20 protein-coding genes and 1 riboswitch are annotated in these 25652 nt (G+C 37.1%); of the genes, 19 read left to right on the top strand and 1 reads right to left on the bottom strand.

All coding sequences use genetic code 11. The features are described 5' to 3' along the window. Window positions 1-189 precede the first annotated feature (189 nt). The 12 genes from A3GQ_RS0102540 to A3GQ_RS0102595 all read left to right on the top strand — a co-directional run bounded on the left by A3GQ_RS0102540 (window position 190) and on the right by A3GQ_RS0102595 (window position 18149). Window positions 190-1101: a COX15/CtaA family protein gene (locus tag A3GQ_RS0102540; RefSeq protein WP_028775716.1), complete on the top strand. Its 912-nt coding sequence runs from the start codon at window positions 190-192 to the stop codon at window positions 1099-1101. A gap of 79 nt (window positions 1102-1180) precedes the next feature. Further along, window positions 1181-1333, top strand: a riboswitch (FMN riboswitch). Window positions 1334-1516: 183 nt separating this feature from the next. Then, window positions 1517-2608 (top strand): bifunctional diaminohydroxyphosphoribosylaminopyrimidine deaminase/5-amino-6-(5-phosphoribosylamino)uracil reductase RibD, encoded by a 1092-nt coding sequence (gene ribD, locus A3GQ_RS0102545; protein ID WP_028775717.1) that lies wholly within the window; start codon window positions 1517-1519, stop codon window positions 2606-2608. 12 nt (window positions 2609-2620) lie between these two features. Next, window positions 2621-3259, top strand: a complete 639-nt coding sequence (gene ribE / locus A3GQ_RS0102550; protein ID WP_028775718.1) for a riboflavin synthase — start codon at window positions 2621-2623, stop codon at window positions 3257-3259. Between the two features lie 18 nt (window positions 3260-3277). Further along, window positions 3278-4471 carry a bifunctional 3,4-dihydroxy-2-butanone-4-phosphate synthase/GTP cyclohydrolase II gene (locus A3GQ_RS0102555; RefSeq protein WP_028775719.1) on the top strand — a complete coding sequence of 398 codons (1194 nt, stop codon included), beginning with the start codon at window positions 3278-3280 and terminating at the stop codon, window positions 4469-4471. Between the two features lie 22 nt (window positions 4472-4493). Then, window positions 4494-4970: a 6,7-dimethyl-8-ribityllumazine synthase gene (gene ribH, locus A3GQ_RS0102560; protein ID WP_028775720.1), complete on the top strand. Its 477-nt coding sequence runs from the start codon at window positions 4494-4496 to the stop codon at window positions 4968-4970. A gap of 51 nt (window positions 4971-5021) precedes the next feature. Next, window positions 5022-5723: a segregation and condensation protein A gene (locus A3GQ_RS0102565; protein ID WP_245596717.1), complete on the top strand. Its 702-nt coding sequence runs from the start codon at window positions 5022-5024 to the stop codon at window positions 5721-5723. After that, on the top strand, window positions 5723-6322 hold the full coding sequence (scpB, locus tag A3GQ_RS0102570; protein WP_028775722.1) for an SMC-Scp complex subunit ScpB: 600 nt from the start codon (window positions 5723-5725) through the stop codon (window positions 6320-6322). Before A3GQ_RS0102565 ends, scpB begins: the two co-directional genes overlap by 1 nt. A 125-nt stretch (window positions 6323-6447) precedes the next feature. Continuing rightward, on the top strand, window positions 6448-6786 hold the full coding sequence (locus tag A3GQ_RS0102575; RefSeq protein WP_028775723.1) for a hypothetical protein: 339 nt from the start codon (window positions 6448-6450) through the stop codon (window positions 6784-6786). A 190-nt stretch (window positions 6787-6976) separates the two neighbouring features. After that, entirely contained in the window at window positions 6977-7645 is a 669-nt protein-coding gene (locus A3GQ_RS0102580; RefSeq protein ID WP_028775724.1) for a hypothetical protein, read from the top strand. A 106-nt stretch (window positions 7646-7751) separates the two neighbouring features. After that, window positions 7752-8414 (top strand): DUF2953 domain-containing protein, encoded by a 663-nt coding sequence (locus A3GQ_RS0102585; RefSeq protein WP_028775725.1) that lies wholly within the window; start codon window positions 7752-7754, stop codon window positions 8412-8414. Window positions 8415-8621: 207 nt separating this feature from the next. Continuing rightward, entirely contained in the window at window positions 8622-16613 is a 7992-nt protein-coding gene (locus A3GQ_RS26035) for a type I polyketide synthase (protein ID WP_083964053.1), read from the top strand. Window positions 16614-16697: 84 nt separating this feature from the next. After that, window positions 16698-18149, top strand: coding sequence for a phytoene desaturase family protein (locus tag A3GQ_RS0102595; protein ID WP_028775726.1), 1452 nt, complete (start codon window positions 16698-16700; stop codon window positions 18147-18149). Window positions 18150-18416: 267 nt separating this feature from the next. Here A3GQ_RS0102595 and A3GQ_RS0102600 read toward each other — a convergent pair whose 3' ends face one another. Then, on the bottom strand, window positions 18417-18794 hold the full coding sequence (locus A3GQ_RS0102600; protein ID WP_028775727.1) for a hypothetical protein: 378 nt from the start codon (window positions 18792-18794) through the stop codon (window positions 18417-18419). Window positions 18795-18994: 200 nt separating this feature from the next. Here A3GQ_RS0102600 and ytfJ point away from each other — a divergent pair, with 200 nt between their 5' ends. The 7 genes from ytfJ (at window position 18995) to ccsB (ending at window position 25640) form a co-directional block, all read left to right on the top strand. Then, a complete protein-coding gene (gene ytfJ / locus A3GQ_RS23155; RefSeq protein WP_037463804.1) occupies window positions 18995-19435 on the top strand; it encodes a GerW family sporulation protein in 441 nt (146 codons plus the stop codon). A gap of 229 nt (window positions 19436-19664) precedes the next feature. Then, window positions 19665-20795: a D-alanyl-D-alanine carboxypeptidase family protein gene (locus A3GQ_RS23160; protein WP_051271122.1), complete on the top strand. Its 1131-nt coding sequence runs from the start codon at window positions 19665-19667 to the stop codon at window positions 20793-20795. Continuing rightward, on the top strand, window positions 20792-21379 hold the full coding sequence (locus A3GQ_RS0102615) for a nucleoside recognition domain-containing protein (protein WP_028775728.1): 588 nt from the start codon (window positions 20792-20794) through the stop codon (window positions 21377-21379). Before A3GQ_RS23160 ends, A3GQ_RS0102615 begins: the two co-directional genes overlap by 4 nt. 4 nt (window positions 21380-21383) lie before the next feature. After that, window positions 21384-21917 (top strand): spore maturation protein, encoded by a 534-nt coding sequence (locus tag A3GQ_RS0102620; protein ID WP_028775729.1) that lies wholly within the window; start codon window positions 21384-21386, stop codon window positions 21915-21917. 90 nt (window positions 21918-22007) lie between these two features. Continuing rightward, entirely contained in the window at window positions 22008-22748 is a 741-nt protein-coding gene (locus tag A3GQ_RS0102625) for a pseudouridine synthase (RefSeq protein ID WP_028775730.1), read from the top strand. A 145-nt stretch (window positions 22749-22893) separates the two neighbouring features. After that, window positions 22894-24456: a cytochrome c biogenesis protein ResB gene (resB, locus tag A3GQ_RS23165; protein WP_083964054.1), complete on the top strand. Its 1563-nt coding sequence runs from the start codon at window positions 22894-22896 to the stop codon at window positions 24454-24456. Further along, a complete protein-coding gene (gene ccsB, locus A3GQ_RS0102635; RefSeq protein WP_028775731.1) occupies window positions 24453-25640 on the top strand; it encodes a c-type cytochrome biogenesis protein CcsB in 1188 nt (395 codons plus the stop codon). The genes resB and ccsB overlap by 4 nt, the downstream gene beginning before the upstream one ends. Window positions 25641-25652: the final 12 nt, after the last annotated feature.

A 25652-nucleotide genomic window follows, 5' to 3' on the forward strand; every position in this document is an offset into this window, starting at 1 on the left:
TGTAAGTCTAAAGTGATAATTTTTTGAGAGACGTACTTTTCTTCGATCTCCTTCTCATACCATATTTTCAAATTGGTAATTAGGGATGAAGCGATTCGTCCTCTTTTCAATTCTGACGTTTTTATGTCTATTCTAAGAAAGGTGTATTTCTATGTTACAATGTTGAATTGGATAGGGGGGGATCATAGATTGAAGAAACAGTATCCATATCTACGTGTTTTAACATGGTTAACAGTACTAGGAACTTATTTGATGCTTATTATGGGTGCCATTGTATCTATTACCGAATCTGGTCAAGGATGCGGGAATAGTTGGCCAGTTTGTAATGGACAATTAATCCCTAATGATGTGTCTGTAGCTACTGTTATTGAATATAGTCACCGAATTGTTTCAGGCGGAATTGGTTTCCTTATTTTAGTGTTGTCCGTTTGGTGTTGGATTTCATTCTGGAGCAATAAAAAGATTCGTTGGCTAGCTTTTTATAGTTTGTTTTTTGTTGTATTACAAGGGGCATTGGGAGCATTTACCGTTGTTTTTCAAGGAGATTTAGCAAGGGACGCAGCATTAGCACTGCATTTCGGATTTTCTTTGGTATCTTTTGCTAGTATTGTTTTGCTTAATATTGAACTAAGGCACCTCATGAAAGACCAGCCAGCGACTCGATTTCCGATTGGTAACAAATTTTCTATATTTATGTGGTTGTATGTCATTTATACGTATGTAGTTGTATATACCGGTGCACTGGTACGGCACGCAGAAGCGACCATGGCCTGTGGTTATAATTTGCCGTTTTGTGGACCTCAATTACTACCAAGCTTTGCAACGCCTGCCGGTATTCAAATGATCCACCGCTATGCAGCAGGGTCGTTGTGGGTATTGATGCTGGTATTACTTTTCGTTATTTTGGTAAAATATCCAGAAAGAAAACAATTGAAAAGAACAGCTTGGATTGGATTTATTCTTTTGTCTCTACAAGCGGTATCAGGCATTTTAGTAGTTCTATCAGGCGGTCAATTGCTTGCGGCATTGTTACACACTACGATCATATCGCTTTTCTTTACAGTCATCTTGTATATGGCAACTTCACGAAATTGGAGTTAGCCACTAATAAATTATTAGCTGTTTATTGTGATCGCTTCGCATTTGATTTAGAATATATGGTAAGTTAAATAAAAATAAATATATCCTTCGGGGGAGGGTGAAATTCCCGACCGGCGGTGATGTGTCTATAAGATCTAAGCCCGTGACCCGTAGAATTTGCAAGTTATATTTTACGGTGGATTTTGGTGAGAATCCAAAGCCGACAGTATAGTCTGGATGGGAGAGGGATTAGAAAACCTTTTTTGTTGAACATAACATAAAGGTTCATTCGTCATGCAAGAGAAACCCCGACCAATTTGTAAATTTGGTCGTTTTTTTTTGGCAATAAGAATGCTGTTCATTATGGATGATAGGAAAGTTCTTAAAGACAAAGATTTGCAGGGTTTTTAGAAGTCAGAAATTTAGGAGGTATGGAGTGGGAAATCATGAACACTGGATGAGTTTAGCAATACAGTTGGCAAAGGCAACTGCTGGTCAAACTTCACCAAATCCCATGGTTGGTGCGGTTGTAGTAAAAGATAATCGATTACTTGGATCAGGTGCACATCTTCGTGCAGGTACACCTCATGCAGAAGTACACGCTCTAAACATGGCGGGAAAAGAAGCTGAAGGTAGTACGATTTATGTAACTTTGGAGCCTTGTAATCATTTTGGAAGAACGCCTCCCTGTACAGAGAAAATTATAGAGTCAGGTGTAAAAAGGGTTGTTATCGGATCAGGTGACCCAGATCAATTGGTCGCAGGAAAAGGAATTGCTCGCTTAAGAGAGGCAGGTATTGAAGTATTAGAAGGAATACATACATCTGAATGTTTGGAGTTAAATGAGGCTTATTTCCATCATAGAAAAACAGGATTGCCATTTGTGACGTTGAAAACGGCTACTACATTAGATGGGAAAATCGCTACGGAGAGTGGCGACAGCCGCTGGATTACCGGAGTAGAATCAAGAAGTTATGTCCATCAACTTCGTCATGAGAATGATGCTATTTTAGTAGGAGCAAATACGGTCGTTGCAGATGATCCCGAATTAACCACTCGATTATCAGAAGGAGCTGGCATTCATCCCATTCGGATTGTTTTAGATAGTCATTTGCGAATACCACTCACTTCAAAATTATTAAATACAAAAGAAGCACCTACATGGATTTTTACAACAGAAGCAAAAGATGCTTTTAAAGAAGCTGCTTTTCAAGAAGCCGGTGTTGAAGTCATCACAACGGATGGTGTTAGAGTAGACATCAGAGAAGTATTAGAAGTTCTTGGGAAGAAAGGTATCCTTTCTCTTCTTGTAGAAGGAGGAAGCCAAGTAAATGCTGCCATGTTGAAAGGGAATTATGTGCAAAAAGTTATTTCTTTCTTGGCACCTAAAATTTTAGGAGGAACGAAAAGTCCTAGTTCTGTAGGTGGAGTAAGTCCAGAAAAAATGGAAGAAGCTTTAGCTCTCCATCGGATTTCTTGGAAGCAGTATGGCAATGATTTATGTGTAACAGGCTATATTACTTCTTGAGGGGGAATATTTATTTTTACTGGATTAATTGAAGAAGTTGGCCGTGTTGATCAAATTATTCAAAGTGGAGATGGAATGGAACTGACCATTTCGTGCACAAAAGTGCTAGAAGGTACCAAAATAGGAGATAGTATTGCTGTCAATGGTGTTTGTCTAACTGTAACAGAATTGGGTAAAGACTTCTTTGTTGCAGATGTGATGGCAGAAACTGTTCGAAAAAGTGGATTGGCAAACCATAGACCAACTACAATGGTAAATTTGGAAAGAGCAATGAAGGCCACGGATCGATTTGGTGGTCATATGGTGCAAGGTCACGTAGATGGAGTTGCGACTGTTCTAGAACGGTTAGAAAATGGCAATGCTACCTATTTCCAATTTCAGTCATCCCCTGAGATTGCTTCTCTTTTGGTAGAGTCAGGTTCCATTGCTATTAATGGCGTAAGCCTTACTCTTACAGAAGTAGTACAGGACACCTTTGCAGTTTCCCTTATACCACATACCCTTTATCAATCTCAATTTAAAGTGCTCCGAGTTGGTGAATTAGTAAACATAGAGTGCGATATTATTGGGAAGTATCTTGCAAAATGGAAAAGAGAAGAAGCAAAAAACCAAGTACTTGATAAAGAAAAGCTAGAAAAGTACGGGTTTTAATTTGGAAGGAGTAGAGAGATGTTTCATACTGTAGAAGAAGCAATAGCAGATTTAAAAGAAGGTCGTATGGTTATTGTAGTAGATGCACAAGATCGTGAGAATGAGGGAGATATCATTTGTCTAGCTGATAAAGTTACTCCTGAAATTATTAATTTTATGATCACGCATGGTCGCGGTCTGGTATGTGTTTCTATTTCCAAGGAGCGTGCAGAAGAATTAGAGCTAACGCCAATGGCAGTATCCAATACGGAACGACACGGGACAGCTTTTACGGTTTCTGTAGATGCAGATGATGTAACTACTGGTATTTCTGCTGCCGAACGAGCTACCACTATCCAAGCTCTTTGTAATCCTGATAAAAAATCATTCCATTTTCGTCGTCCTGGACATATTTTCCCACTGATTGCAAATTCGGAGGGAGTTCTTGGACGTGCTGGTCATACAGAAGCAGCACTAGATTTAGCTAGATTAGCAGGTGGAACTCCAGCAGGGGTTATATGTGAAGTTTTAAATGAAGATGGAAGTATGGCCAGATTGCCTCAATTGGCAACTTTTTCTCAAAAACATCAATTAAAAATGATTTCTATTCAAGATTTGATTCAATATCGTCGAAATGTCGAACCAATGGTAGAGCGAGTAGTATCGATTCAGTTGCCAACCGACTTTGGTGACTTTAAAATGGTCGGTTATTCCAATACAGTAGATGAAAAGGAACATTTGGCAATTGTCAAAGGGGAGATCAATCCGGACGAACCCATTTTAGTTCGTATTCACTCAGAGTGTTTGACTGGTGATGTTTTTGGTTCCAGAAGATGTGATTGTGGCCCACAATTACACGCTGCACTTGGACAACTTGAAGAAGCAGGTTCTGGAATTATTTTATACATGAGACAAGAAGGCAGAGGAATTGGACTTCTAAATAAACTACTTGCCTATAAGTTACAAGAAGAAGGTTACGATACGGTAGAGGCGAATTTACGGTTAGGATTTGCTGATGATCTAAGAACCTATGATTTGTGCGCACAGATGTTAAAAGATTTGAAGGCTACTAAGATCAAATTAATTACCAATAATCCTAGGAAAATCAAAGGTTTGAATGAACATGGTATTGAAATAGTGGAAATGGTACCAATTCAACTTCCAACAGGAGAACACAACAAAAGATACATGGAAACGAAAAAAGATAAACTAGGTCATCTCCTTCATTTATAAAAAAAGAAAAGTGGTTAAAAACATGGCAAATTTGTTAGAAGGAAAATTAGTAGCAGAAGGATTGCGTTTTGCAATTGTTGTCAGTCGTTTTAATGAGTTTATCACGCAAAAATTATTGTCTGGAGCACAAGATGCACTTTATCGCCACGGAGCAGATTCTCACAATATCGATATCGCTTGGGTCCCTGGTGCATTTGAAATCCCTTTGATTTCGGAACAATTGGCTTCTACCGGACGATATGATGCAATTATTACGTTAGGAACAGTTATTCGAGGTGCAACCACCCACTATGATTATGTGTGCAAAGAAGTTGCGAAAGGTATTGCTAATGCTAGTAGCAAGTATGAATTGCCTGTTATATTTGGGATTTTGACAGTTAATAGCATTGAACAAGCAATTGAACGAGCAGGAACAAAAGCTGGGAACAAAGGTCATGAAGCTGCTGTTAATGCAATTGAGATGGCAAATTTGCAGAAATCAATAAAGGCTGTGATGTAAATCGCAACGCTACAAGTAAAACTTGATACTTTCGAGGGCCCTTTTGATTTATTGTTGCACTTGATCGATAAGGCAGAAGTAGACATCTATACGGTGTCTATTTCTACCATTACCGATCAATATCTTCATGTTCTAAATGAAGCAAAAGCATGGAATATGGAAATAGCAAGTGAGTTTATGGTAATGGCAGCTACTTTATTGTCTTTAAAGAGCAAAATGTTATTGCCACCAACTATAAAAGAAGAAGAAACAAACGATCCGACTGAAGAATGGTTAGATCCAAGAGAAGAATTAATTGAACGATTATTAGTCTATAAACAATTTAAGCGTTTAGGGGATCAATTAGAGGAGCGCGAAGCAGAACAAAATAGGGTCTATTCTCGTCTTCCTTTAGATTTAACACCATTTACTCCTACACAAAATCCATTAACAGGAGTAGAACCTGAAGATTTATGGAAGGCATTATTTGCACTATTGGAACAACAAAAAGAAATAGAGCAACCGCTTACAAAATTGGCGAGAGAAGAGATTTCGGTTAGTGAGCGAATGGAGCAAATTTATCAAGATCTAGTACGAGAGGGTGAGTTGTGGTTCTCCAAGTTAATGGACATAGATTATATCACTCGTGAGAGATTAATTACCACTTTTCTTGCTATTTTGGAATTAATGAAGTTGAAGCCTGTTATATGTAGGCAAGTTGATTTATTTTCTGATATATGTATTCGTTTAGAGCAGACAAGGGAGAACAATTGATGGAAGCAAAAGCGTGGAAGAGTATTTTGGAAGGTATTATTTTTGCTGCTGGTACAGATGGAATTAATGTGAAAGAGCTAGCAGAGATAGTGGAAATTCCTAAACAAGAAGTGCAAATGTTGTTAAATGAAATGCAATTGGAGTGGAAGCTGGATCATCGTGGAACGGAACTTGTACAAATAGCAGGAAAATACCAGATAACTACACTTCCAGAACATACAGTTTATATTCAAAAAATGGCACAGGCTCCAACACGTGTAGGATTATCAAGGGCAGCTATTGAGGTACTTGCAATCATTGCTTACAAACAGCCGGTTACTCGGGTAGAAATCGAGGAAATACGTGGAGTCAAAAGTGATCGAATCTTGCAACAATTAGAAAGAAAAGAGCTCATTCGACAAGCAGGTAGAGCGGAAGGTCCAGGTCGGCCAATCCTGTTCGGCACTAGTCGCCAATTTCTCCAATATTTTGGTCTGAATAAAATCGATGAGCTTCCCTCTCCTGAATCCATATTTCATTGGCAAGAATGGGAAGAGGATCGCAAAAATTTATATGAGCGCTTAGGGGTGGAAGGAGAAGAAAAAGTACAAGAAGAGTGATATTATTTCTGTCAAGGGAACGCATTTTCTGACGAAAAAATGGAAAATAAGCCAAATAATAGTGGAAATTGTTTGGCTTATTCGCTATAATCAAACAACAGGTGTGAGAATTTGAGGAGGTTCCCATGGCAAATAATAAAGATATCATTTTGAAAGAGTTAAGTGTGGTAAAAGAAGCTATTTGTGGAGTAAAAGAAGATGTAAATCAACTCAAACAAAACCAAGAACGAAATGAGAAGATGATTACTCAACTTTTACAAATTGTAGGTTCTACAAATGCAAAAGTTGGCTCATTCGATGAAAAAATGATAACGCTTAAAGGATCTTCTATTGAACTAAATGCACATATGCAAATAATTATGGAAAAAATAAAGAAGCAAGATGAGATGATCGAGATATTGACGAAGCGTTCTCTTCAACAGGAGAAAGAAATACTGGATTTAAAACAAATGAAGTCAGCTTAAATGATACATAAGACCTTGAATAGGGGTCTTTTTCTTTTGTTTTCAAGCGTTGCACATAACAAATGAAAACTAAAAACATAACAAATTCTTTTGTACCAACTTTTTTTCTTTTCGAAAATATTGACGAAATGAATATTGCTCGCTACAATTGATAATAAATATCATTATCAACCATAAGGGAATCGATAAAATGGTGACACTAGCTCCTGAAAGGCAAACTAAGTCCATTCATTTATATGAATTATTTCAAATGAATGGACTGCAAACACTTCTACAAGAGTTTACGACAGTACTGCAAGCGCCCTCTGCAATCATATCCGCTTCTCAATTTTCTAAACGGTATAGTTATTTTCTTTTGGCCCCTAGTCTTAGACAATTATTGATGAGTGGCCGCTTTGCTAACATTCAACAGCATCTTGATTATATAGAATTAGATTACAAGACTGGAACCTTCCAGCTCTGTCTGCATGAAAATGCAGATGAATATGATGTTAATTACTGTACAAAACAACAGATAGATCAATATATTCAGCATTATTTTGCAGGACATCTGGCACCATTGTGGTTATATATTTCTAAATTAACTGGAATCAAAATGGAACTGCTATGGGAAAATACATATATATATATTGCGTGGATGTGTCTACATCAAATCGAATCACCACAGGCAAAACAAAATTTCATTTATCTCACACAAGAAGCAGATGGGAATTTGTTTGGTTTACCCCAAAACCCGTTTCTGTCTTTTACTGCGAGTAGTCCGATCCGCAGGAATTGTTGTTTGTATTTTATGTTGCCAAATGCTGAAGGGAACAAATACAAATGCAAAAAGTGTCCACTGGATTGCGGTAACACGTAATGAGTTAAAACTAAGTTTATGAGATAGGAATATTCATACCAATTTTTGCCGATCCTAAAAGATGTAGGATCGGTTATTTATTTTATAAATGGTGATGATTATATCAATGGGAATATTAATACCACTTGTTATCGTAATACTGGGCTGTATCATATATTACTCAAAAATTAAAGTTCACATCTGTTATCGAAGAAAATCGAATAATGATTATGGGGAAGTCAAGGTACGTGCACTAGGCGGTTTGATACATTATCGATTAGCGATTCCGAACATAGATTTTGAAAATATGGATAAAGGTGTCAAAGTGGAAAGCAAAAAGAATACGGAAAAAGAAAAAGAAAAAGATACTTTTATCAATAAACAAAAGATCGAAAATTGGTATGAACATTATGAAGAGTTACTCTACCATGTAAAACACTTTCAAGAGAGTATGAGATGGTTTATGGCTCGTGTTCGTTGTGACAACTGGATTTGGAATACCGTAATTGGTACAGGTGATGCCGCAGAAGCGGGAGTTTTAACAGGGGTAGTATGGGGAGTAAAGGCGAATATCCTTGGATTCATTAGTCACTATATTCAATGGAACAATAAACCAGAGTTAGGTGTTACACCATCTTTTCAACATGCTGTATTGGATACTTCTTTTGAAGCTAAATTTTCTTTTGTTTTAGGGGATGCCATTCGTTTCTTTGTCGTTTTGTGGTTTAGATTTAAAAAAGGCAATAAAAAATCACATATAATTTCAACACAGCGAATGAGTAATATGTAACGAAATATGATTTGTGGGCATACTTTCAAAAGTATGCTTTTGAATGATTAGTATTCAGAATATACATAATTTAGCAATTTCAAATCTAACAAATCAATTTCATTTTATCATTTTTATACATTTGTTAAATAAATTAATGTGACAGTTATTTTAAAAATTGCTATAATTGATTATCTAGACTAAATTGTAGCAATGGGGTGACTTTTATTGAACCACGATCATATTGCGGTTATTGGAATAGGAAATTATTATCCTGGGGCAAAAAATCCAAAGGAATTATGGAGAAATATTCTTGCTCGAAGACGTCAATTTCGTAGAATGCCTGATCAACGATTGCCATTAAGTGAATATTACGATGAAAATCCAACAGCACCTGATAAGACTTATTTAGATTATGCTGCAGTGATTGATGATTTTCAGTTTGATTGGTCAAGTAAACGTATTCCTAAAAGTACATATGAGTCTACAGACATTGTACATTGGTTGGCATTGGAAATAGCGAATCAAGCTCTGGAAGATGCTGGTTTGGTAAAAGAGAGTATTCCAAAAGATAAAACTGGAGTAATAGTTGGAAATTCACTCACAGGTGAATTTATGCGTTCTTATACGATGAGATTACGGTGGCCATTTGTGAGAAGAGTACTTCATGCTACAGGGAAGCAACAAGGCCTGTCCACACCTATGCTTTCAAAACTCGAGAAAGATATGGAGAAAATATACAAATCGGTATTTACACCTGTAACCGAGGATACGTTGGCTGGCAATTTATCGAATACTATTGCAGGTAGAATATGCAATTTTTTTGACTTTCATGGTGGTGGCTACGTCGTAGATGGCGCATGCTCCTCTTCTTTACTAGCAGTAGCAACAGCTGCAGATAAATTAGTAAATGGTGACCTAGACCTCGCTATAGCTGGTGGTGTAGACATTAGTTTAGATCCTCTCGAAATTGTCGGGTTTGCTAAAACAAAAGCACTTACTGACATAGACATGAATATATTCGACCAATTTTCGAGTGGTTTCATACCTGGCGAAGGAAGCGGATTCATTATCTTAAAACGTATGGAAGATGCTCGCCGTGATGGTGATTATGTATATGGCGTACTTCGAGGTTGGGGGATTTCTTCTGATGGAAAAGGAGGTATAACAGCTCCAAAGGTAGGTGGACAAGCACTTGCACTCAAAAGAGCCTATGATATGGCTGGTTATTCCCCGCATGAATTAGACTTTATTGAAGGGCATGGAACAGGAACGACGGTCGGGGATCGAATTGAACTAGAGGCAATTGCGACCGTTATGGAGATGTTTGGAGTCCCCAAAAAACGATCATGTGGAGTAACTTCCTTTAAATCTCTTTTTGGACATACAAAAGCAGCTGCTGGTATTGGTGGTCTGATTAAAGCTATTCTTTCAGTCAATCAGAGGGTTATGGTTCCAACGGCAGGATGCAGAGTTCCCAATACAGTTTTTGAAAAGAAAGCCCAATCTCTCTATCCGATTTTGGAAGGTGAAGTATATTCACCAGAAAGAGTTATGAAAGCAGGAGTTTCTGCAATGGGATTTGGTGGGATTAATTGCCATGTGACTCTGGAATCTGGTGATTTACCAAAAGAAGATTTGAAAACGGAGATTAGTGCAAGTAAATTACTTGCCTCCGCTCAAGAAACAGAGCTTATTATTTTTGTAGGTGATACCCAAGAGGATTTAAGAAAAAAGATAAGACAAGCCTCTGTTTTATCCATTGGCATGAGTATTGCAGAACTTTCTGATTATGCTCAGCAATTAAGTCGTGATGTACATAGACAAGGAAAATATCGAGTTGCTATTATCGCGAATCATCCCAAACAGTTAACAGATAGACTAAAAAAACTAGAACAAAAGCTTTTAGAAGAGCGACTAAATCGTAACCGTCCAATTTTTGATTTGGAAAATCAGACTTGGATTGGTTTTCAAAATAATGCTTTGCAAAAAGTAGGATTTTTATTCCCTGGTCAAGGTTCTCAATTTATAAACATGGGGCGTGTATTGATTCAACGATTTGATTGGGCTAAAGAAATTGCGGATCAAGCGTGGAGTCATATGCCAGATGCAGAGAAAATTGTATTTCGAAATTTAGACAAGAAAATAGATCAAGAAGAACTGAGATTATGGGAAAGACAATTGAGAAGAACAGAATATTCCCAAATTACGATTTGTTTGGTGTCTGTCCTTTGGTTTGAGTATTTGAAGAGATTAGGAATAAATCCGAGTATCGTAGCTGGGCATTCACTGGGTGAGCTTTCTGCGCTTTATGCAGCAGGTGCTTATAATGCTAGTACGCTTTTTCATTTAGCTAAAATCAGAGGAGAGGCAATGGCTTCTCCAACAGAAGAGGCAGGGTCAATGGCAAGTCTTTTGTGTAGTCAATCAAAAGTGAAACAATTGTTGTCCAAAATTGATGGATATGCTGTTATAGCAAATGTAAACAGTGAGAAGCAGATTGTTATTTCAGGTGAAAGAGAAGCAATCCAACACGTGATAGATCTTGCAAGAGCAGAACAGATTCAAACGTATCTATTACCTGTTTCCAATGCTTTTCATTCTAATTTAGTGCGGAATGCTTCAGATCAGTTAAGCAGCCTGTCTTATCTTACTGAAGATGTGAAATTGGATATTCCTTTTGTATCTGGAATAGATGGTGCAAAGCGGGATGAACTGAAAGTGAGGGAAGGTAGGAATTATTTTTCAAAACAGGTTATGAGTCAAGTTCGATTTACTGATGTATTAGATACCCTGCGAGAAAAATGTGATCTACTTGCGGAAGTAGGTCCAGGACGAGTGTTAACGGGTCTGATTCAACATGATCATTCTTATCCGGTAGACTGTGTTCCTGTGGAATCGAAGATGGGGCATATACAAGATCTCCAGTATTTATTAGCGCTTTATTTCATTCAAGGTGGAGAGATCAATTGGGAAGTTCTCTATGAGAATCGATTGATTGAGCCATTTGTGCCGTCGACGGATAAAGATTTCATTGTGAACCCATTAGAGCAACCATTACAAGTAGATGAGCTACCAATATATCAAGGTAGTCCAAATAATGGGATACCTTCTTTGATAGTAAATAATAATGATAATGAAATATCTTCGATTGAATTGGAAAATTATTTAAAAAGAAGAGGGGATTTCATCTTTGACGTTATTCGTTCCGATATGAAGTATCAAATGTCGTCTACAGAAAAGACAGAAATACGAAAACGAATGGAAGAAGACAAAGAAATTTATTCCAAACCAAACAATTCAGTTGAGTTTGAAAAGAGGAAAGCAAACATAGGTTATATACCTGAGTTTGTTTATCAAGTAATAGGTGAAGAAGCATCGAATATTACCGGGTATTCAATTGAATCTATTTCAATGAAACATCATGTATTGGATGATTTGAATCTGGACTCCATCAAGTCCGCTGATTTTGTCACGAGAATCGTTCAAAAATTGGAATTAAGCCAGTCACTTGACCCGACGGAATATGCTAATGCAACATTAGAAGAAATTGCGAATGCGCTTACAAAACTTCTTCCTCCAGCGGCAGAGGAGAGAAATTTGGATTATAGGCTAGAAGGACTTGTTTTTGCAGAAGTGGCAAAATTTACTGGATTCAATGAAACAAGCTTAAAAATGGAATATCGATTGTTGGATGATTTAAACCTAGATTCGATCAAGTCAGCAGAGTTGTTATCGCAAATAGTGAAATTGTTAGAGATACCAGATGCAATAGATGTTACGGAATATGCAAATGCGAGTTTAGCAGAAATTTTGGAAAGTCTAGGTCGATTTAATCGAAAAACAGTGGAAGAAAATGGAATGATCACTGAAAAGAAAAATGTAGAAAATCGGGAAAAAATAGAAGAACTAATTATTGTAGAAGTAGCAAAATTTACTGGTTTCAATGAAACAAGCTTAAAGATGGAATATCGATTGTTGGATGATTTAAACCTAGATTCGATCAAGTCAGCAGAGTTGTTATCGCAAATCGTAAAAATGTTAGAGATACCAGATACAGTAGATGTAACGGAATATGCAAATGCGAGTTTAGCAGAAATGGTAGAGAAATTAAGAAAGTATCATAACATCCAAGAGATAGAAGTTGTACAAATAGCGCCGACCGATTTGAAAGCAGAAGTAGTAGAAGAAAAGATTTTTTCAGAAGAATCATTAGCAGTAGCACAAAAATCAAGAAAAGTGCATCTTCAAGAGCTGAAGGAAAAGAATAAGCCTATTCAGTCAAGAGAAATGAATAACAATGATATGAATTGGGTTCGTGATTTTATTCTGGAATATATAAAATTCCCAAGAATTGATCGTTCTTTTCATTTTTCAACTGAAGATTGCTTTTTAATTGTAACAGACCAAGTTAGAAATACATTAGCCCAGAACTTGGGACAGCAGCTTCGCAAGCATGGGGTAGAAAGTACCATTACTACCTTTTCTAAATTGAAACAATCGTATTTATTGAAACAAAAAGCATTCAGTCATATTGTTGTGATTTTACGTAAAAAAGACAAAAGAAATGATATGGTGGGTACAATCGATCGATTGCAAAGTGTTATCCAACCAGGTATAAGATACGGGTTGGATGCTTCGATTACGTATATTCAATACGGTGGTGGGAAGTTTGGTAGTGGTATAGGTCCAGTTCCATTAGGATCTGGTACTGCTAAAGCATTTGCTTCTAGTTTGTATCAGGAACGTCCAAATGCAAAAATTCGTGTTATTGATCTTCATACAAAATTAAGAGCGATCGACATCGTTAGTGATATTCTTATAGAAATCGCAGATCCATCACATTTCCTAGCAGTTGGATTTGATGAAAATAAAACAAGATATATACCATTTTCAGCGGTGCAAAATCCAGATTTGTATACGCCAAGGTCACTTCATTGGGATGAACAAGATGTTATTTTGGTAACGGGTGGAGCAAAAGGAATTACAGCAGAGTGTATGCTAGGAGTCGCTGCGACAATACGTGCAAAAATTGCGCTTATTGGTCGATCTCCTATTCATCAGCCAGAAGTATGGAAAAATGTCAATCGTTTTCGCGAACTAGGCGTCCAATGTGAATATTATCAATGTGATATAACAAACAAGGATCAAGTAAAGGATTTAATTGATCAAGTCAATGCAGAACAGGGCGAAATTACTGGCTTTGTGCACGGTGCTGCTGATCTAAAATCAAAACGTGCAGAACAGATTACAAAAGAAGCCTTTCTACATGAAATAGCTCCAAAAGTTTTTGGTGCAAAAAATATATTGGATAACTTGGATAATCATTCTCTTAAGTTAGTTGTAGGATTTTCGTCCCTTGCTGGAATATCAGGTATGGCTGGAAATACTTCATATGGATATTCGAATGAAATGTTGCAAATGATGATCAAAAACTTCGAGTCTATGCATCCTGATACGCAAACATTAGTTATTTCATTTGGGCTTTGGGATGAGGTAGGTATGGGGATAAAAGGCGGTGTGACAAATTATTTAGCGAAGAAAGGGATATACCCGATCCCAATGGCAGAAGGTGTAGAAAAATTCGTTCATTTGTTCCATCACAATCCAAAATCAAAACATATCATTCTCACATCAAAAATAAAAGATTTTCCGACATGGTTACCTAAACCAGTAAGTCGTAAACAAAAATATCGTTTTATAGACAAAGTTGTTTATGATCATCCAAATGTTGAGGTAATTGTAAAACATCATCTGAAAGCATCAGATGATTTTATTAAAGATCATTTGTTTAATGGAACATACTTGCTACCTGGAGTATTCGGAATGGAAGCAATGGCACAAGCTGTATCCTTTGCTACAGGTATTGATGATTTTAGTAATGTATTAATTCAAGATGTACAATTTAAAGCTCCAGTAATTGTCAATAAAGACCGAGGTACAACAATTGAAATCCGCGCTTTGGTTTTGGAAAATGGGAAAATAAGCACTGAAATTCGATCAGAGTTATCTGGTTATCGAAAAATACATTTTTCAGCGATATTTTCATTCCAGAATGTTGAAACAGTAGATGAGGAGCAAGCATTTCCAAAGAAAGCATTGGATCTTGATATAGAAAAAGATTTTTATCAACCCATTATGTTTCATGGTTCTCGTTATCACCATATAGAATCTATCCATGATGCTTTCTTTGATAAAGAAAAGGGACTTGGGGGAACTTCCTTTAAGGTTCGCGGTGATGATTTGGATGATTTTCTTTTAGGTGATCCTTATTTGCAAGATGCTTTGTTACAATCTGGTCGGATTATTGCACCACAAGATCTATTCTTACCAATAGAAATAGCATCATTTCGGAAAATGGGGGTTATTCAAAATCAAAGATTTTGGCGTGGTATTACTAAGTTTGTCAAACAAGTAGATCAACATTATATTTTTTCAATAATGCTGTTAGATGAAAACAATCGTGTGATGCAACAAATTTCGGACTACAAAGTTTATATTTTGGAACATTTCCCAGAGTTACCTACTGCTGATGAACTGGTAGATTTGTCCTACACGAATGAAAATCGGATAAAAGAGGCGCTTCAAACGTATGTAACTGATGATGCGGATTGCCGTATTCCTGAGATTGGGATAAATGTATTGCAGGGTATTCATCAAGATTCGAGGGAAGTTCGGCATCAGCGAGTAGAAGCTCTGTTTAAAAGCGTGGCAAGAAAAAAAGGTTTGCAACCAGAAGTTGAATTGTCATGGACAGAGACTGGGAAACCCATTATTTATACAAATGGTTTAAAACAAAATGGGATGGATGTTTCGATTGCACATGATGATGATTTTACAATGTGTGTGATCGATGTAGGACCTCAAGGATGTGATATTCTTCCGATTGAATCTAGAGAGGAAGAAAAATGGTCAGCGATTTATCCAATGGATTGTGTATCGCTGTTGCGTGATTTGCAAGATCAAGGAGATAAATTGGATATTGCAGGTAGTAGAATTTGGACATGTTTGGAAGCGGCAAAGAAAGCAAGTGGGAAACATGTGCGAAAAATGGAGCTGTTTAATCGAAAGGAACATGTAGTGGAATTTATTGCTCACACGGAAATATGTTCCTATCATGTTATTACGGTTCCTGTTCAGTTTACAAATGGAAAACCAAGGATGATCGCTTTTGTATATAAAGAACAAAACATAATCGTGCAAACAGAAGTAAGGGAATCAGAACAATCATCTGCTAATTTATATGGTTACAATGATCCAGAAAAAGGATTTGTGTATCGTTTTCCGGTGACTTTTGAAGATAGCTCTACCATCAGTAGAAGAGTTAATTTTTCGAGTTATGCCAAATGGATGGGCAAAGTTCGTGAAATGTTTGTATCCAGAATAATGGAGAAAGTAAAAACTCAAATGGCCAGTGGGATTTGGGGTATGGCAACCAACTTTAATCAGACAGAGGTATTTGGTGAGGCAAAGTCCGATGATGTTATAGAAGCACAACTTCAATTAGAATTTTTGCGAGATAAATCGTATGTTCAGTATGTTTGTAATTGGCATAAAGTGTTGAAAGATGGTAAACTCGAACGAATTGCAATGACGAGGCAAGGGATGACATGGATAGAGGTAACTGGTCATGGTGAAGTGAAAAAGAGTAATTATCCTCCATATTTTATAAAGTTTTTTGAAGAACGCTTGCCTGGTTCGATTCTAAAAGAGTCTGTGAAAAAATCAACCGAAATATTGCCAGAGATGTTAGGTAACTTACTTTATGAAGTAAAATCAAGTCCAAATAACCGTGTTATATTAAATGAGAAAGCATTTGAAACATCATTAGAGGAATCCAACCTAGTAGGCAATGTTTATTTTGCCAACTATACGGTCTGGCAAGGTGTATTAAGAGATAAGTATTTTTATCAATTAGCTCCAGAGCTTTATCACGGAATTGGGGAGCTAGGTGAATGGATTCCCATTCGTAACGATGTACAGCACTTGCGGGAAGCGATGCCTTTTGACACGATTTTGGTGGAAATGTCGCTAGCTGCAAGATATGAATTTGGTGTCAAATTGTTTTTTGAGTACTTTAAGTTAGAGGAAGATGGTACCAAACGGAAGTTATCTTTTGGAGAGCAAGATGTAATTTGGATGAACAGAGATGACAAAGGTGTGTTCTATCCAGCTAACATCCCATTAAAAATCAGTGATGCGTTAAAAAATCAGATGTAGTATTTGGTTAACCATGATGACATTCACCTTAATTACTAAGGTGAATGTTCTTTTGAAAAAGTCGAAGGTGCGGAGGTAATAGCATTGAGATATGATGCCATTATTATCGGTTCTGGTATGGGTGGATTAACGACAGGAGCGCTACTTTCTCAGGCTGGAAAAAAAGTACTTGTATTAGAACAACATTATGAAATTGGCGGATGCGCGAGTATGTTCCGACGGAGACAATTTCGCTATGATGTAGCTATTCGCTTGATTAGTGGATGTGAACGAGGAGGAGAGCTGTACAATTTATACCACAAACTTGGAATATTGGATCAAATCGAGTTTACAGAAGTTAATCCTATGTATTGGTTAAAGCTTGAAAATACGGAATATGGGGTTCCAGCCAATTTGGATGAGCTGAATCTGAAAATGGTCGAGTGGTTCCCAGAAGATGGAAAAGCTATAACAGAAACAATCGCGGAGATAAAACAGATTGGCCAAGCGTTGATGGATGAATCATTTCAGAAAGATCAGAAACTATTACAAAAGGTCATTGCTTTAAATAGTATAAGTTATGCGGATTATTTAGCAAATCGGTTTCGACATCCTCATACTGCGCTTTTGCTTAGTTCGTTACATTTTTATGCGGGAGTAAATTTACAACAATTACCTACTTTATTTATGATGAATGTCATGATGTCTTATCATAATGGGGCATTTTATCCTAAAGGAGGCTCACAAAAATTAACCTATGTATTAAGGGATTATATCCAATCTCATAAAGGAGATGTGCTGGTTAACCGTAAAGTCGAAAAAATACTTTACAATGGCTCCCAAGTGCAAGGAGTAATAGATCAAAAAGGAAATGAGTATTTTGCGCCGATTGTCATTTCGAACGCTGATTTAACTTTGACTATGAAGGAGTTATTGGGTGATAAACATTTACCCCCCTTATATCGTGAATCATTAACAAAATTGGAACCGTCTCACTCTGCTCTCATTCTATATGNAGCATTAAAGAAGGAAGGGATAGTCAAAACATTACCACATGAGTTGTTTATATCTCCAGCATATGCATCATTGCTTACGGATGAGGACTACTTATATCAGCCTGAGCATCTTGATTCTGATCCATTTATTTCAATAAGTTGTCCTTCTGTGGTGGAAAGTTCTTTAGCTCCCAAAGACCACGTTGTTATTGCAGTTACAGCACTTACATCTGCCAAGCATGTCCAAGGGATAGACAAAAAAATGTTAGAACAAAAATTCATCCAATTATTAGAAAAAAAACTTCCTGGTTTGACAGAACACATCATCAGCTATGAACTTGCTACCCCGAGTACAATTACGAAGTTTACGTTAAGCAGGCAGGGAGCCATCTTTGGTTGGGGTAAATCGATGGATCAACGGTGGATAGCAAAAATGGGACCTAATACGCCTATCCAAGGACTATACCTAACGGGACAGTGGACTCCACAAATTCATGGAGTATATGGAACTACCCGATCTGGGAGGAAGACTTATGAATATATTATGAATTCAAATATGTGAACCCACTCATATTTTGTCAGGAATGTTCAATTTAATATATTTACGGAGTCTATTGCTGAAAAATAATGGACACTTTTGTCAATAGATACATAAGGCGTGGTATTATTTACTTACATGGAGTTTGTATTTGGCAGCATAGCACAAACATCAAAAATTATAACAGTAAAAATTGGCAGGCAGTTTCCACAAAAAAATGACTCTCTAACGAAGAGTCATTTTTTTGTGGAAAGAAAAATATGTAAGATTGCTAGTAAAGATTTTATCGATTTACTTCCAGCTGAAAAATTTTCTTGAAATTCTATTCATCTTACTGATTTTTTCAACATAGCAAACATGAATATCGCAAAAAGGTTCTACTCGAATTAACTCTTCCATCAAGTAATTATCAGTGTTACTCAAATTCGCGAAGTTTTCATTTGCTTTGTTGAAATCTTCTTCAGAGCGATAACGTATATCTAGTTGGAATGGGTAATAGTTGGTATCTTTTTCAACTAAAAATGTAAAAGGATTATTTTGAGAAATCTCGACGTAATCGACACCGGGAATATTAGCTAGCTTTGATGCAGTTACTTTTAACCATGTCATAAAATCATCGGTATTTTGTGTCTCTTCATTGTCTTTGAATAGCATGCTGAATTTAATCAATGTCCTTTTTCCTCCTAGTATATATTATATAAATTATAATCATTTGAATTTAATCTTTCTATCGTTTTTTTCGGAAAATCATGACTAATTTGTAACCGAATATCATCGACTTTTTTGGGAGAAGCTATCATCATCTGTAATATCTCTGAACAAATGAAGGAGGATATAACGTGGCGAACGAACATCCGATTCAAGGTTTAATGCAAACTGCAATGGAAAACTTGCGAGATATGGTTGATGTCAATACTATTATAGGTGCACCAGTAGAGACACCTGATGGACAAGTAATCATTCCAGTTAGCAAAGTAGGATTTGGTTTTGCAGCTGGTGGAAGTGAATTTTCGGCTGGTACGAAGCAAAATAAATCAAATAATGGGAACGGGCATGATTCTACAAAAGCCGATGGTAAACATTATCCATTCGGTGGAGGTAGTGGTGGAGGTGTATCGATTACTCCTGTTGCCTTTATTGTTGTAGGAGATCAAGGTATTCGTTTACTCAGTATGGATGGAAATGCCCATCTTATCGATCGGATTTTTGACCTTGCCCCAAATATGTTTAGTAAGTTTGGTGGAAGGCGAAAAGCGGAAGTAAGTGGTACTGGTGATTCTGCTCCCCAAACACCTATTGATGAATTTTAAGGTGAGAAAAATGATACCGACCGCAAATATTGATGGGTTTTTTCATCTATATTTGCGGTTATTTAACTTCAATATACTTTGATTTTAGAGAAATTTTGCTAAAGGTTATTCCATTATTTTCAGATCGAAAATAACATACCGTTTTGTGGTTTCCTGATTAGCTGTGTTCTAATTTTTTACCTTGTCCGCATAAACTGGTACAAACCCTGAACCGGGCGAGGTGAAACAAGTGAAACGATGGTATTTATTATTTTTAATCCCTGTCCTATTGATAGCTCCTTTATATGTTTACGCAAATCCTCCTCTGGCAGGCTCTGCTCAAGCAGCGATTTTGATGGATCGCGATTCAGGTCGAATATTATTTGCAAAAAATGCAGATAGAGAGTTGAAAATAGCGAGCTTAACGAAAATTATGACAGCCTTAGTTGCGATTGAACAATCCAAACTAAATAGTATTGTTACAGTAGGTCCCAATGCAGTTGGGGTTGAAGGCTCATCCATTTATTTAAAAAAAGGGGAGCAGATTCCACTCGAGCCCTTGTTGTATGGATTGATGCTAAGATCTGGAAATGATGCAGCTACAGCAATAGCCGAACACGTAGGAGGTTCGGTAGAAGGTTTTGTTTATTTGATGAACCAAAAGGCGAGTTTTCTAGGTTTGGAACATACCCATTTTATGAATCCACATGGATTGGACCAACCCGATCACTACTCCTCAGCAAAGGATCTAGCTATCTTGACGAGCTATGCATTAAAGAATCCAACGTTTCGGCAAATTGTAAAAACACAAATAAAAACGATAGATTGGCCTAATCTTGAATGGGATCAAAAGTTTTATAACAAAAACAAGTTACTTCGTCTCTATCCTTGGGCAGATGGAGTTAAAACAGGTTTTACCAAGCAGGCAAGAAGGACACTTGTCACATCTGCAACAAAAAATGGATCTCAGTTAGTAGCGGTTACATTAAACGATGGGAATGACTGGAACGATGCCATTGATATGTACAACTTTGGTTTTGCAAACTATCATCGGGAAGTGGTCTTACATCAAGGGCAGTTATTAGCATGGATGGGTGCAAAAAACAAACAGAACAAAGAATTGTATATGATGGCAGGAAAATCTTTTGTATATCCCTTAACAAAGAGCGAAAAAGCGAAAATCAAAATTCAAACTGTTCAAAGTACACCGACAGGATCCATTCAATCAGATAATCAAGCGGTAGGGATAGCAAAAATATATTTGGAAGAAGAATTAATCGGTTCTATTCCTATTTTATCAGCATTCAGAGACAAACCAACATATCTTCAACAACTAGAACAAGTACTTTCCTCTGTGGTTACAGGGGTGGTAAAAAGATGATTCATTACATTTGGATGTTTTTGTTGCTCAGTGGTATTATAGCTGCTGCTTCAAAAGGTCAGATTGATCTTGTTACCGCAGCGACACTCTCTGGTGCAAAAGATGCAATAACAGTATGTTTTGGATTGATCAGTATTCTTGTATTCTGGCTGGGAATGATGCAGATTGCTCAAGATGCAGGATTGCTAAAGAAATTGGCTAAATTGTTAGGCCCTATTGCTCGTTTTCTTTTTCCTTCTGTCCCCGCTAATCATCCAGCTATGGGCTATATTTTATCGAATATGAGTGCCAATTTATTTGGTCTAGGTAGTGCTGCAACTCCAATGGGCTTAAAAGCGATGGAAGAGCTGCAAAAATTAAATCCTGATAAACAAACTGCTACTCCTGCTATGTGTACCCTTCTGGCTATTAACACTTCGGGTTTAACTTTAATCCCTACAACTGTCATTGGTCTTCGTTTGAAATATGACTCCATTAATCCTACTGAGATTATAGGGCCAACGATGATCGCAACTTTTATTGCTACTTCTATGGCAATACTTATCGATCGATATTATCAACGAAAACATAAAAGAAAGGGATAAAGCTATGTTTGAGATCATTTCACTCATATCCAAATGGATGCTACCCGCACTTGTAGTGTTTATCCCTTTGTATGCTCTATTTAAAAAAGTACCCATCTATGAAAGTTTCATCGAAGGTGCAAAAGAAGGTTTTCCTACTGTTATTTCTATTATTCCTCATTTAGTAGCAATGATGGTTGCAGTTGCCGTTTTTCGGGACACAGGTGCAATGCAATTTTACTTGCAATTGCTGTCTCCTATTTCCAACTGGTTTCATATACCGAGTGAAGTGATACCTATTGGGCTTTTAAGACCTATATCTGGGGTTGGAGCGCTTGCTTTTGTGGAGAGTATTTATCGGGAGTTTGGCCCGGATTCATTTTTAGGAAAGGTTGCATCAACAATTCAAGCTAGTTCGGATACTACCCTATACGTTCTTACTGTATATTTTGGTGCGGTTGGGATTAAGAGATCTCTCTATGCCTTGAAAGTTGGTCTGTGGGCTGATCTGATTGGTTTCATTGCATCTGTTATGGTATGTTCTCTTATGTTTTTGTAGTTGATCAGAATACTTATTATCCTTGTTTAACTAGCCAAAAGCTAGCTTTTTTTTTGTGAAAAAAGTAACATAGGGAACGAGGTGAATGAAGTGGAACGTTTACAAAAAGTTTTAGCGCAAGCAGGAATTGCTTCGCGCCGGCAAGCTGAAGTGTGGATTCAAGAAGGAAAAGTACAAGTAAATGGACAAGTTGTAACGGAGCTTGGGACAAAAGTAGATCCAGAGAAAGATCATATATTGGTCAAAGGTAAGTCTATCCAAAAAGAAAGAAAAAGAACTTTCCTTTTTTATAAACCGCTATATGTGATTTCAAGTATGCACGATCCACAAGGGCGAAAAGTGATTCCTGATTTCTTTCGTGCTATTCAAGAACGAGTATATCCGGTAGGGCGCTTGGATTTTGATACAGAGGGTTTATTACTCGTAACGAATGATGGTGAGTTGGCTAATCATTTGCTGCATCCTCGATTTGAAGTGGAAAAACAGTATGTTGCCACAGTAAAAGGCGTTCCGGATGAAGCTAGTATGGAACAATTGCGACAAGGTGTTTACTTGGATGATGGTTTAACAGCACCAGCCCAAGTCAAAATGATTCATAAACGAGAAGAAGATTGCAAAATAAAATTGACCATTCATGAAGGTAGAAATCGCCAAGTAAGACGTATGTGCAAAGCAATTGGACATCCTGTTATGCATTTGGTTCGAACAAGATTAGCTAACCTTACGGTTAAAGGATTAAAACGTGGAGAATTCAGAGAGTTGTCTGCTAGTGAAGTAGCAGGTTTAAAAAAGTTACTAAGTGGTGAACGAAAGCAAAAAAGGCAAAAATAAGTCAGTTGAGCTTGTATAATGAAAACATAGAATCTATTAAAAAACTAGATCTGATTTGGAAATACAAAGGTAATTTCACTACATTGTGTAGAACACCACAATGGAAACAATCAGGATGTAATATGGTAGAAACTAGGTGTACAAGATGATTGAAAATACAAAATGTGAATGTGGTCACAACAATCCAATAGGTACTGTATTATGTGAGCATTGCGGTAGGCCATTAGATGAAGGGTATAGTAATGAGAAACTGGATAAAGAGATGCGTTATGAAGGGAAGGCGCGTCGTTCCTTAACTTATCAATCCTCTATTATTGATCAAGTTTGGAATTTTTTTTCGTCCGTTAAAATTGCTATTGTCCTCATCGTTATAACCCTAATCATGTCCGGAATTGGGACTATCTTCCCACAAGAACAGTTCATCCCTTCATCTTCACCGAATACGTATTATGAACAAACCTATGGGACACTAGGGAAATGGTTTTATCAACTGGGTTTTTCTGATATGTATTCTACATGGTGGTTTGCAACCATGATGTCGATGATTGGAATTTCGTTGGTAGTATGTAGTCTCGATCGGGTAATCCCCTTATATCGTGCATTAAAAAATCAAAAAGTAACAAAAAGCACTGTTTTTATTGAACGTCAACGCATTTCAGTCCAACAAGCCGTCAGCGAAGGGGAAAATACGAATCAAATAGATGAATTAGCAGAAAAACTTTCTTCCAAGAGATACCATGTGCGAAAAGAAAAAGATGCTTTGCTGGCTGAAAAAGGTCGTTTTAGTCGATGGGGTCCTTATATTAACCATATTGGGCTAATCATATTTTTAGTAGGAATCTTACTTCGTTATCTTCCTGGATGGAACTTGGACGATTATGTGTGGGTTCAAGAAGGACAAACGGTTCGTGTCCCTCAAACTCAATATTATGTGAAAAATGAAGGGTCCACAGTAGAGTACTATAAAGAAACGGAAAAATCCCAGAAGGGGCCAGTTGTTCGTAAGTATCGAACAAAGGCTGTCCTCTATGAAAAAAACGGTAGCGGCAAACTGATTCCAGTGACACAAAAATCAATCTTAGTCAATGATCCACTTGATTATCAAGGATTAAAATTATATCAATCTGATTTTCGTGCAGGAGATCTAACTGGTTTAAATCTATCTATTATGGATCGGAAAACAAATCAAAATCTCGGAGTTTTCTCTGTTGATCTTTCTAATATTACGTCTTCCCAAATTTATAAAGTAGGTAATTTACAAGTTAAAATCAAAGACTACTACCCTGATTTTGCAATTGAAAACAATGTGCCTGTAACAAAATCGCAAGATCCAAATCGACCTGCTTTTCTATTTGAAACAATGGAAAAAAATCAACCCAAAGGTGAAAATTCACTTGTAATCTCTGGAATGGATTTTCCAAATCCAGAAACAAATAAATATAATATCCAGTTAGCAGGATTTGATATGGTGAATACGGCGGGCTTAATGGTCCGAATCGAAAAAAGTCTCTATATCTATTTATTTGGCGGGATTGTTTCTATGTTTGGACTTGTAATGGGTTTTTATTGGCAACATCGACGAGTCTGGGTAAGAATAGTAGATGGAAAATTGTATATGGGAGCTCATACAAACAAAAACTGGTTTGCCCTGCGAAGAGAATTATCACAGATTGGCTTTAGCCATCTAGTCAAGGAGACGGAAAAATGACTACCATAATGAATAATCTCTTATATGGAACATTTATTTTCTATTTTGTTTCTGCGATTGTGTTTATTGTTGTGGCGACAAATACCAAAAAGCGTTCCCAAAGATGGGGGAAGATAGCAGTTACCCTTGGTATTGCGGGTGTCGTTATTCATATTGGTTTTATGATTACAAGAATAGTTATTGGAGGGCATTTTCCTACTAGTAACATGTTTGAGTTTATTGCATTCTTATGTTTTGCCTTAGTTGTGGCGTTTATTGTCATCTTTGCTATCTATCGCAGCTATGTTTTGGGTGCCTTTGTCATGCCATTGGCAGTCGTATTACTTGCATATGCGGCCGTTTTTCCACGTGATATTCAACCTTTGATTCCTGCACTTCAGAGTCATTGGTTATATATTCATGTAACAACTGCGGCATTAGGACAAGGTGCTTTTGCTGTGGCATTTGTAGCAGGGCTCATTTACCTTATTTACCAAGTAGGAAGTGGAGCGAAGCAAAAACACGCCAAATATCTAGAAATGACCTTGGTTGTTATGGTCATGTTTTTAGGTTTTTCCATCGCATCTTTGCTCTTCCAAACTTTTGGATATCAAGCAAGTTTTACGCATCAAATAGAAGATAATCAGATTGTAGAAGAATATCATCTGCCGCCCATTGTTGCTCCAAATGACAGTAAAGCTGTAGAAGTAAGCTCTTTTCTTGGTTTTAAAGGCCCATTATTTGAAACGCCTTCTTGGATGAAGGGAGAACATGCAGCGAGTAAATTTAATTCTGTAATTTGGGGAATTGTGGTAGGATTAATCTTATACGCAATCTATCGACTCATCATAAGAAAAAATCTCTACCAGTTGCTCTACCCACTCGTGAAAAAATTAGACCCAGAGTTATTAGATGAGATTAGTTATCGTGGAATTGCCATTGGCTATCCGTTGTTTACTTTAGGAGCGCTTATTTTTGCAATGATTTGGGCAAATGAAGCATGGGGGCGTCCGTGGGGATGGGATCCAAAAGAGACTTGGGCTTTTATCACTTGGATGTTCTATAGCGCTTATTTGCATTTGCGATTATCTCGTGGTTGGGTAGGAATGAAATCTGCTTGGCTTGCAGTTGGTGGGTTTGTTATCATTATGGTGAATCTGATTGTTATAAATCTTGTCATTTCTGGTCTTCACTCCTATGCTTAGAAGTGAAACATG

Origin of the sequence: Shimazuella kribbensis DSM 45090 (assembly GCF_000428065.1) — a bacterium.
Lineage (GTDB): Bacteria > Bacillota > Bacilli > Thermoactinomycetales > Thermoactinomycetaceae > Shimazuella > Shimazuella kribbensis.

Bases quoted from the DNA above. Each gene is read 5' to 3' on its own strand.
- resB (WP_083964054.1), top strand. From the start codon at position 22,894: ATGATTGAAAATACAAAATGTGAATGTGGTCACAACAATCCAATAGGT.
- scpB (WP_028775722.1), top strand. From the start codon at position 5,723: ATGGAAGCAAAAGCGTGGAAGAGTATTTTGGAAGGTATTATTTTTGCT.
- ytfJ (WP_037463804.1), top strand. From the start codon at position 18,995: ATGCAAACTGCAATGGAAAACTTGCGAGATATGGTTGATGTCAATACT.
- ccsB (WP_028775731.1), top strand. From the start codon at position 24,453: ATGACTACCATAATGAATAATCTCTTATATGGAACATTTATTTTCTAT.
- A3GQ_RS0102555 (WP_028775719.1), top strand. From the start codon at position 3,278: ATGTTTCATACTGTAGAAGAAGCAATAGCAGATTTAAAAGAAGGTCGT.
- A3GQ_RS0102580 (WP_028775724.1), top strand. From the start codon at position 6,977: ATGGTGACACTAGCTCCTGAAAGGCAAACTAAGTCCATTCATTTATAT.
- A3GQ_RS0102620 (WP_028775729.1), top strand. From the start codon at position 21,384: ATGTTTGAGATCATTTCACTCATATCCAAATGGATGCTACCCGCACTT.
- ribH (WP_028775720.1), top strand. From the start codon at position 4,494: ATGGCAAATTTGTTAGAAGGAAAATTAGTAGCAGAAGGATTGCGTTTT.
- A3GQ_RS0102575 (WP_028775723.1), top strand. From the start codon at position 6,448: ATGGCAAATAATAAAGATATCATTTTGAAAGAGTTAAGTGTGGTAAAA.
- A3GQ_RS0102585 (WP_028775725.1), top strand. From the start codon at position 7,752: ATGGGAATATTAATACCACTTGTTATCGTAATACTGGGCTGTATCATA.
- A3GQ_RS0102615 (WP_028775728.1), top strand. From the start codon at position 20,792: ATGATTCATTACATTTGGATGTTTTTGTTGCTCAGTGGTATTATAGCT.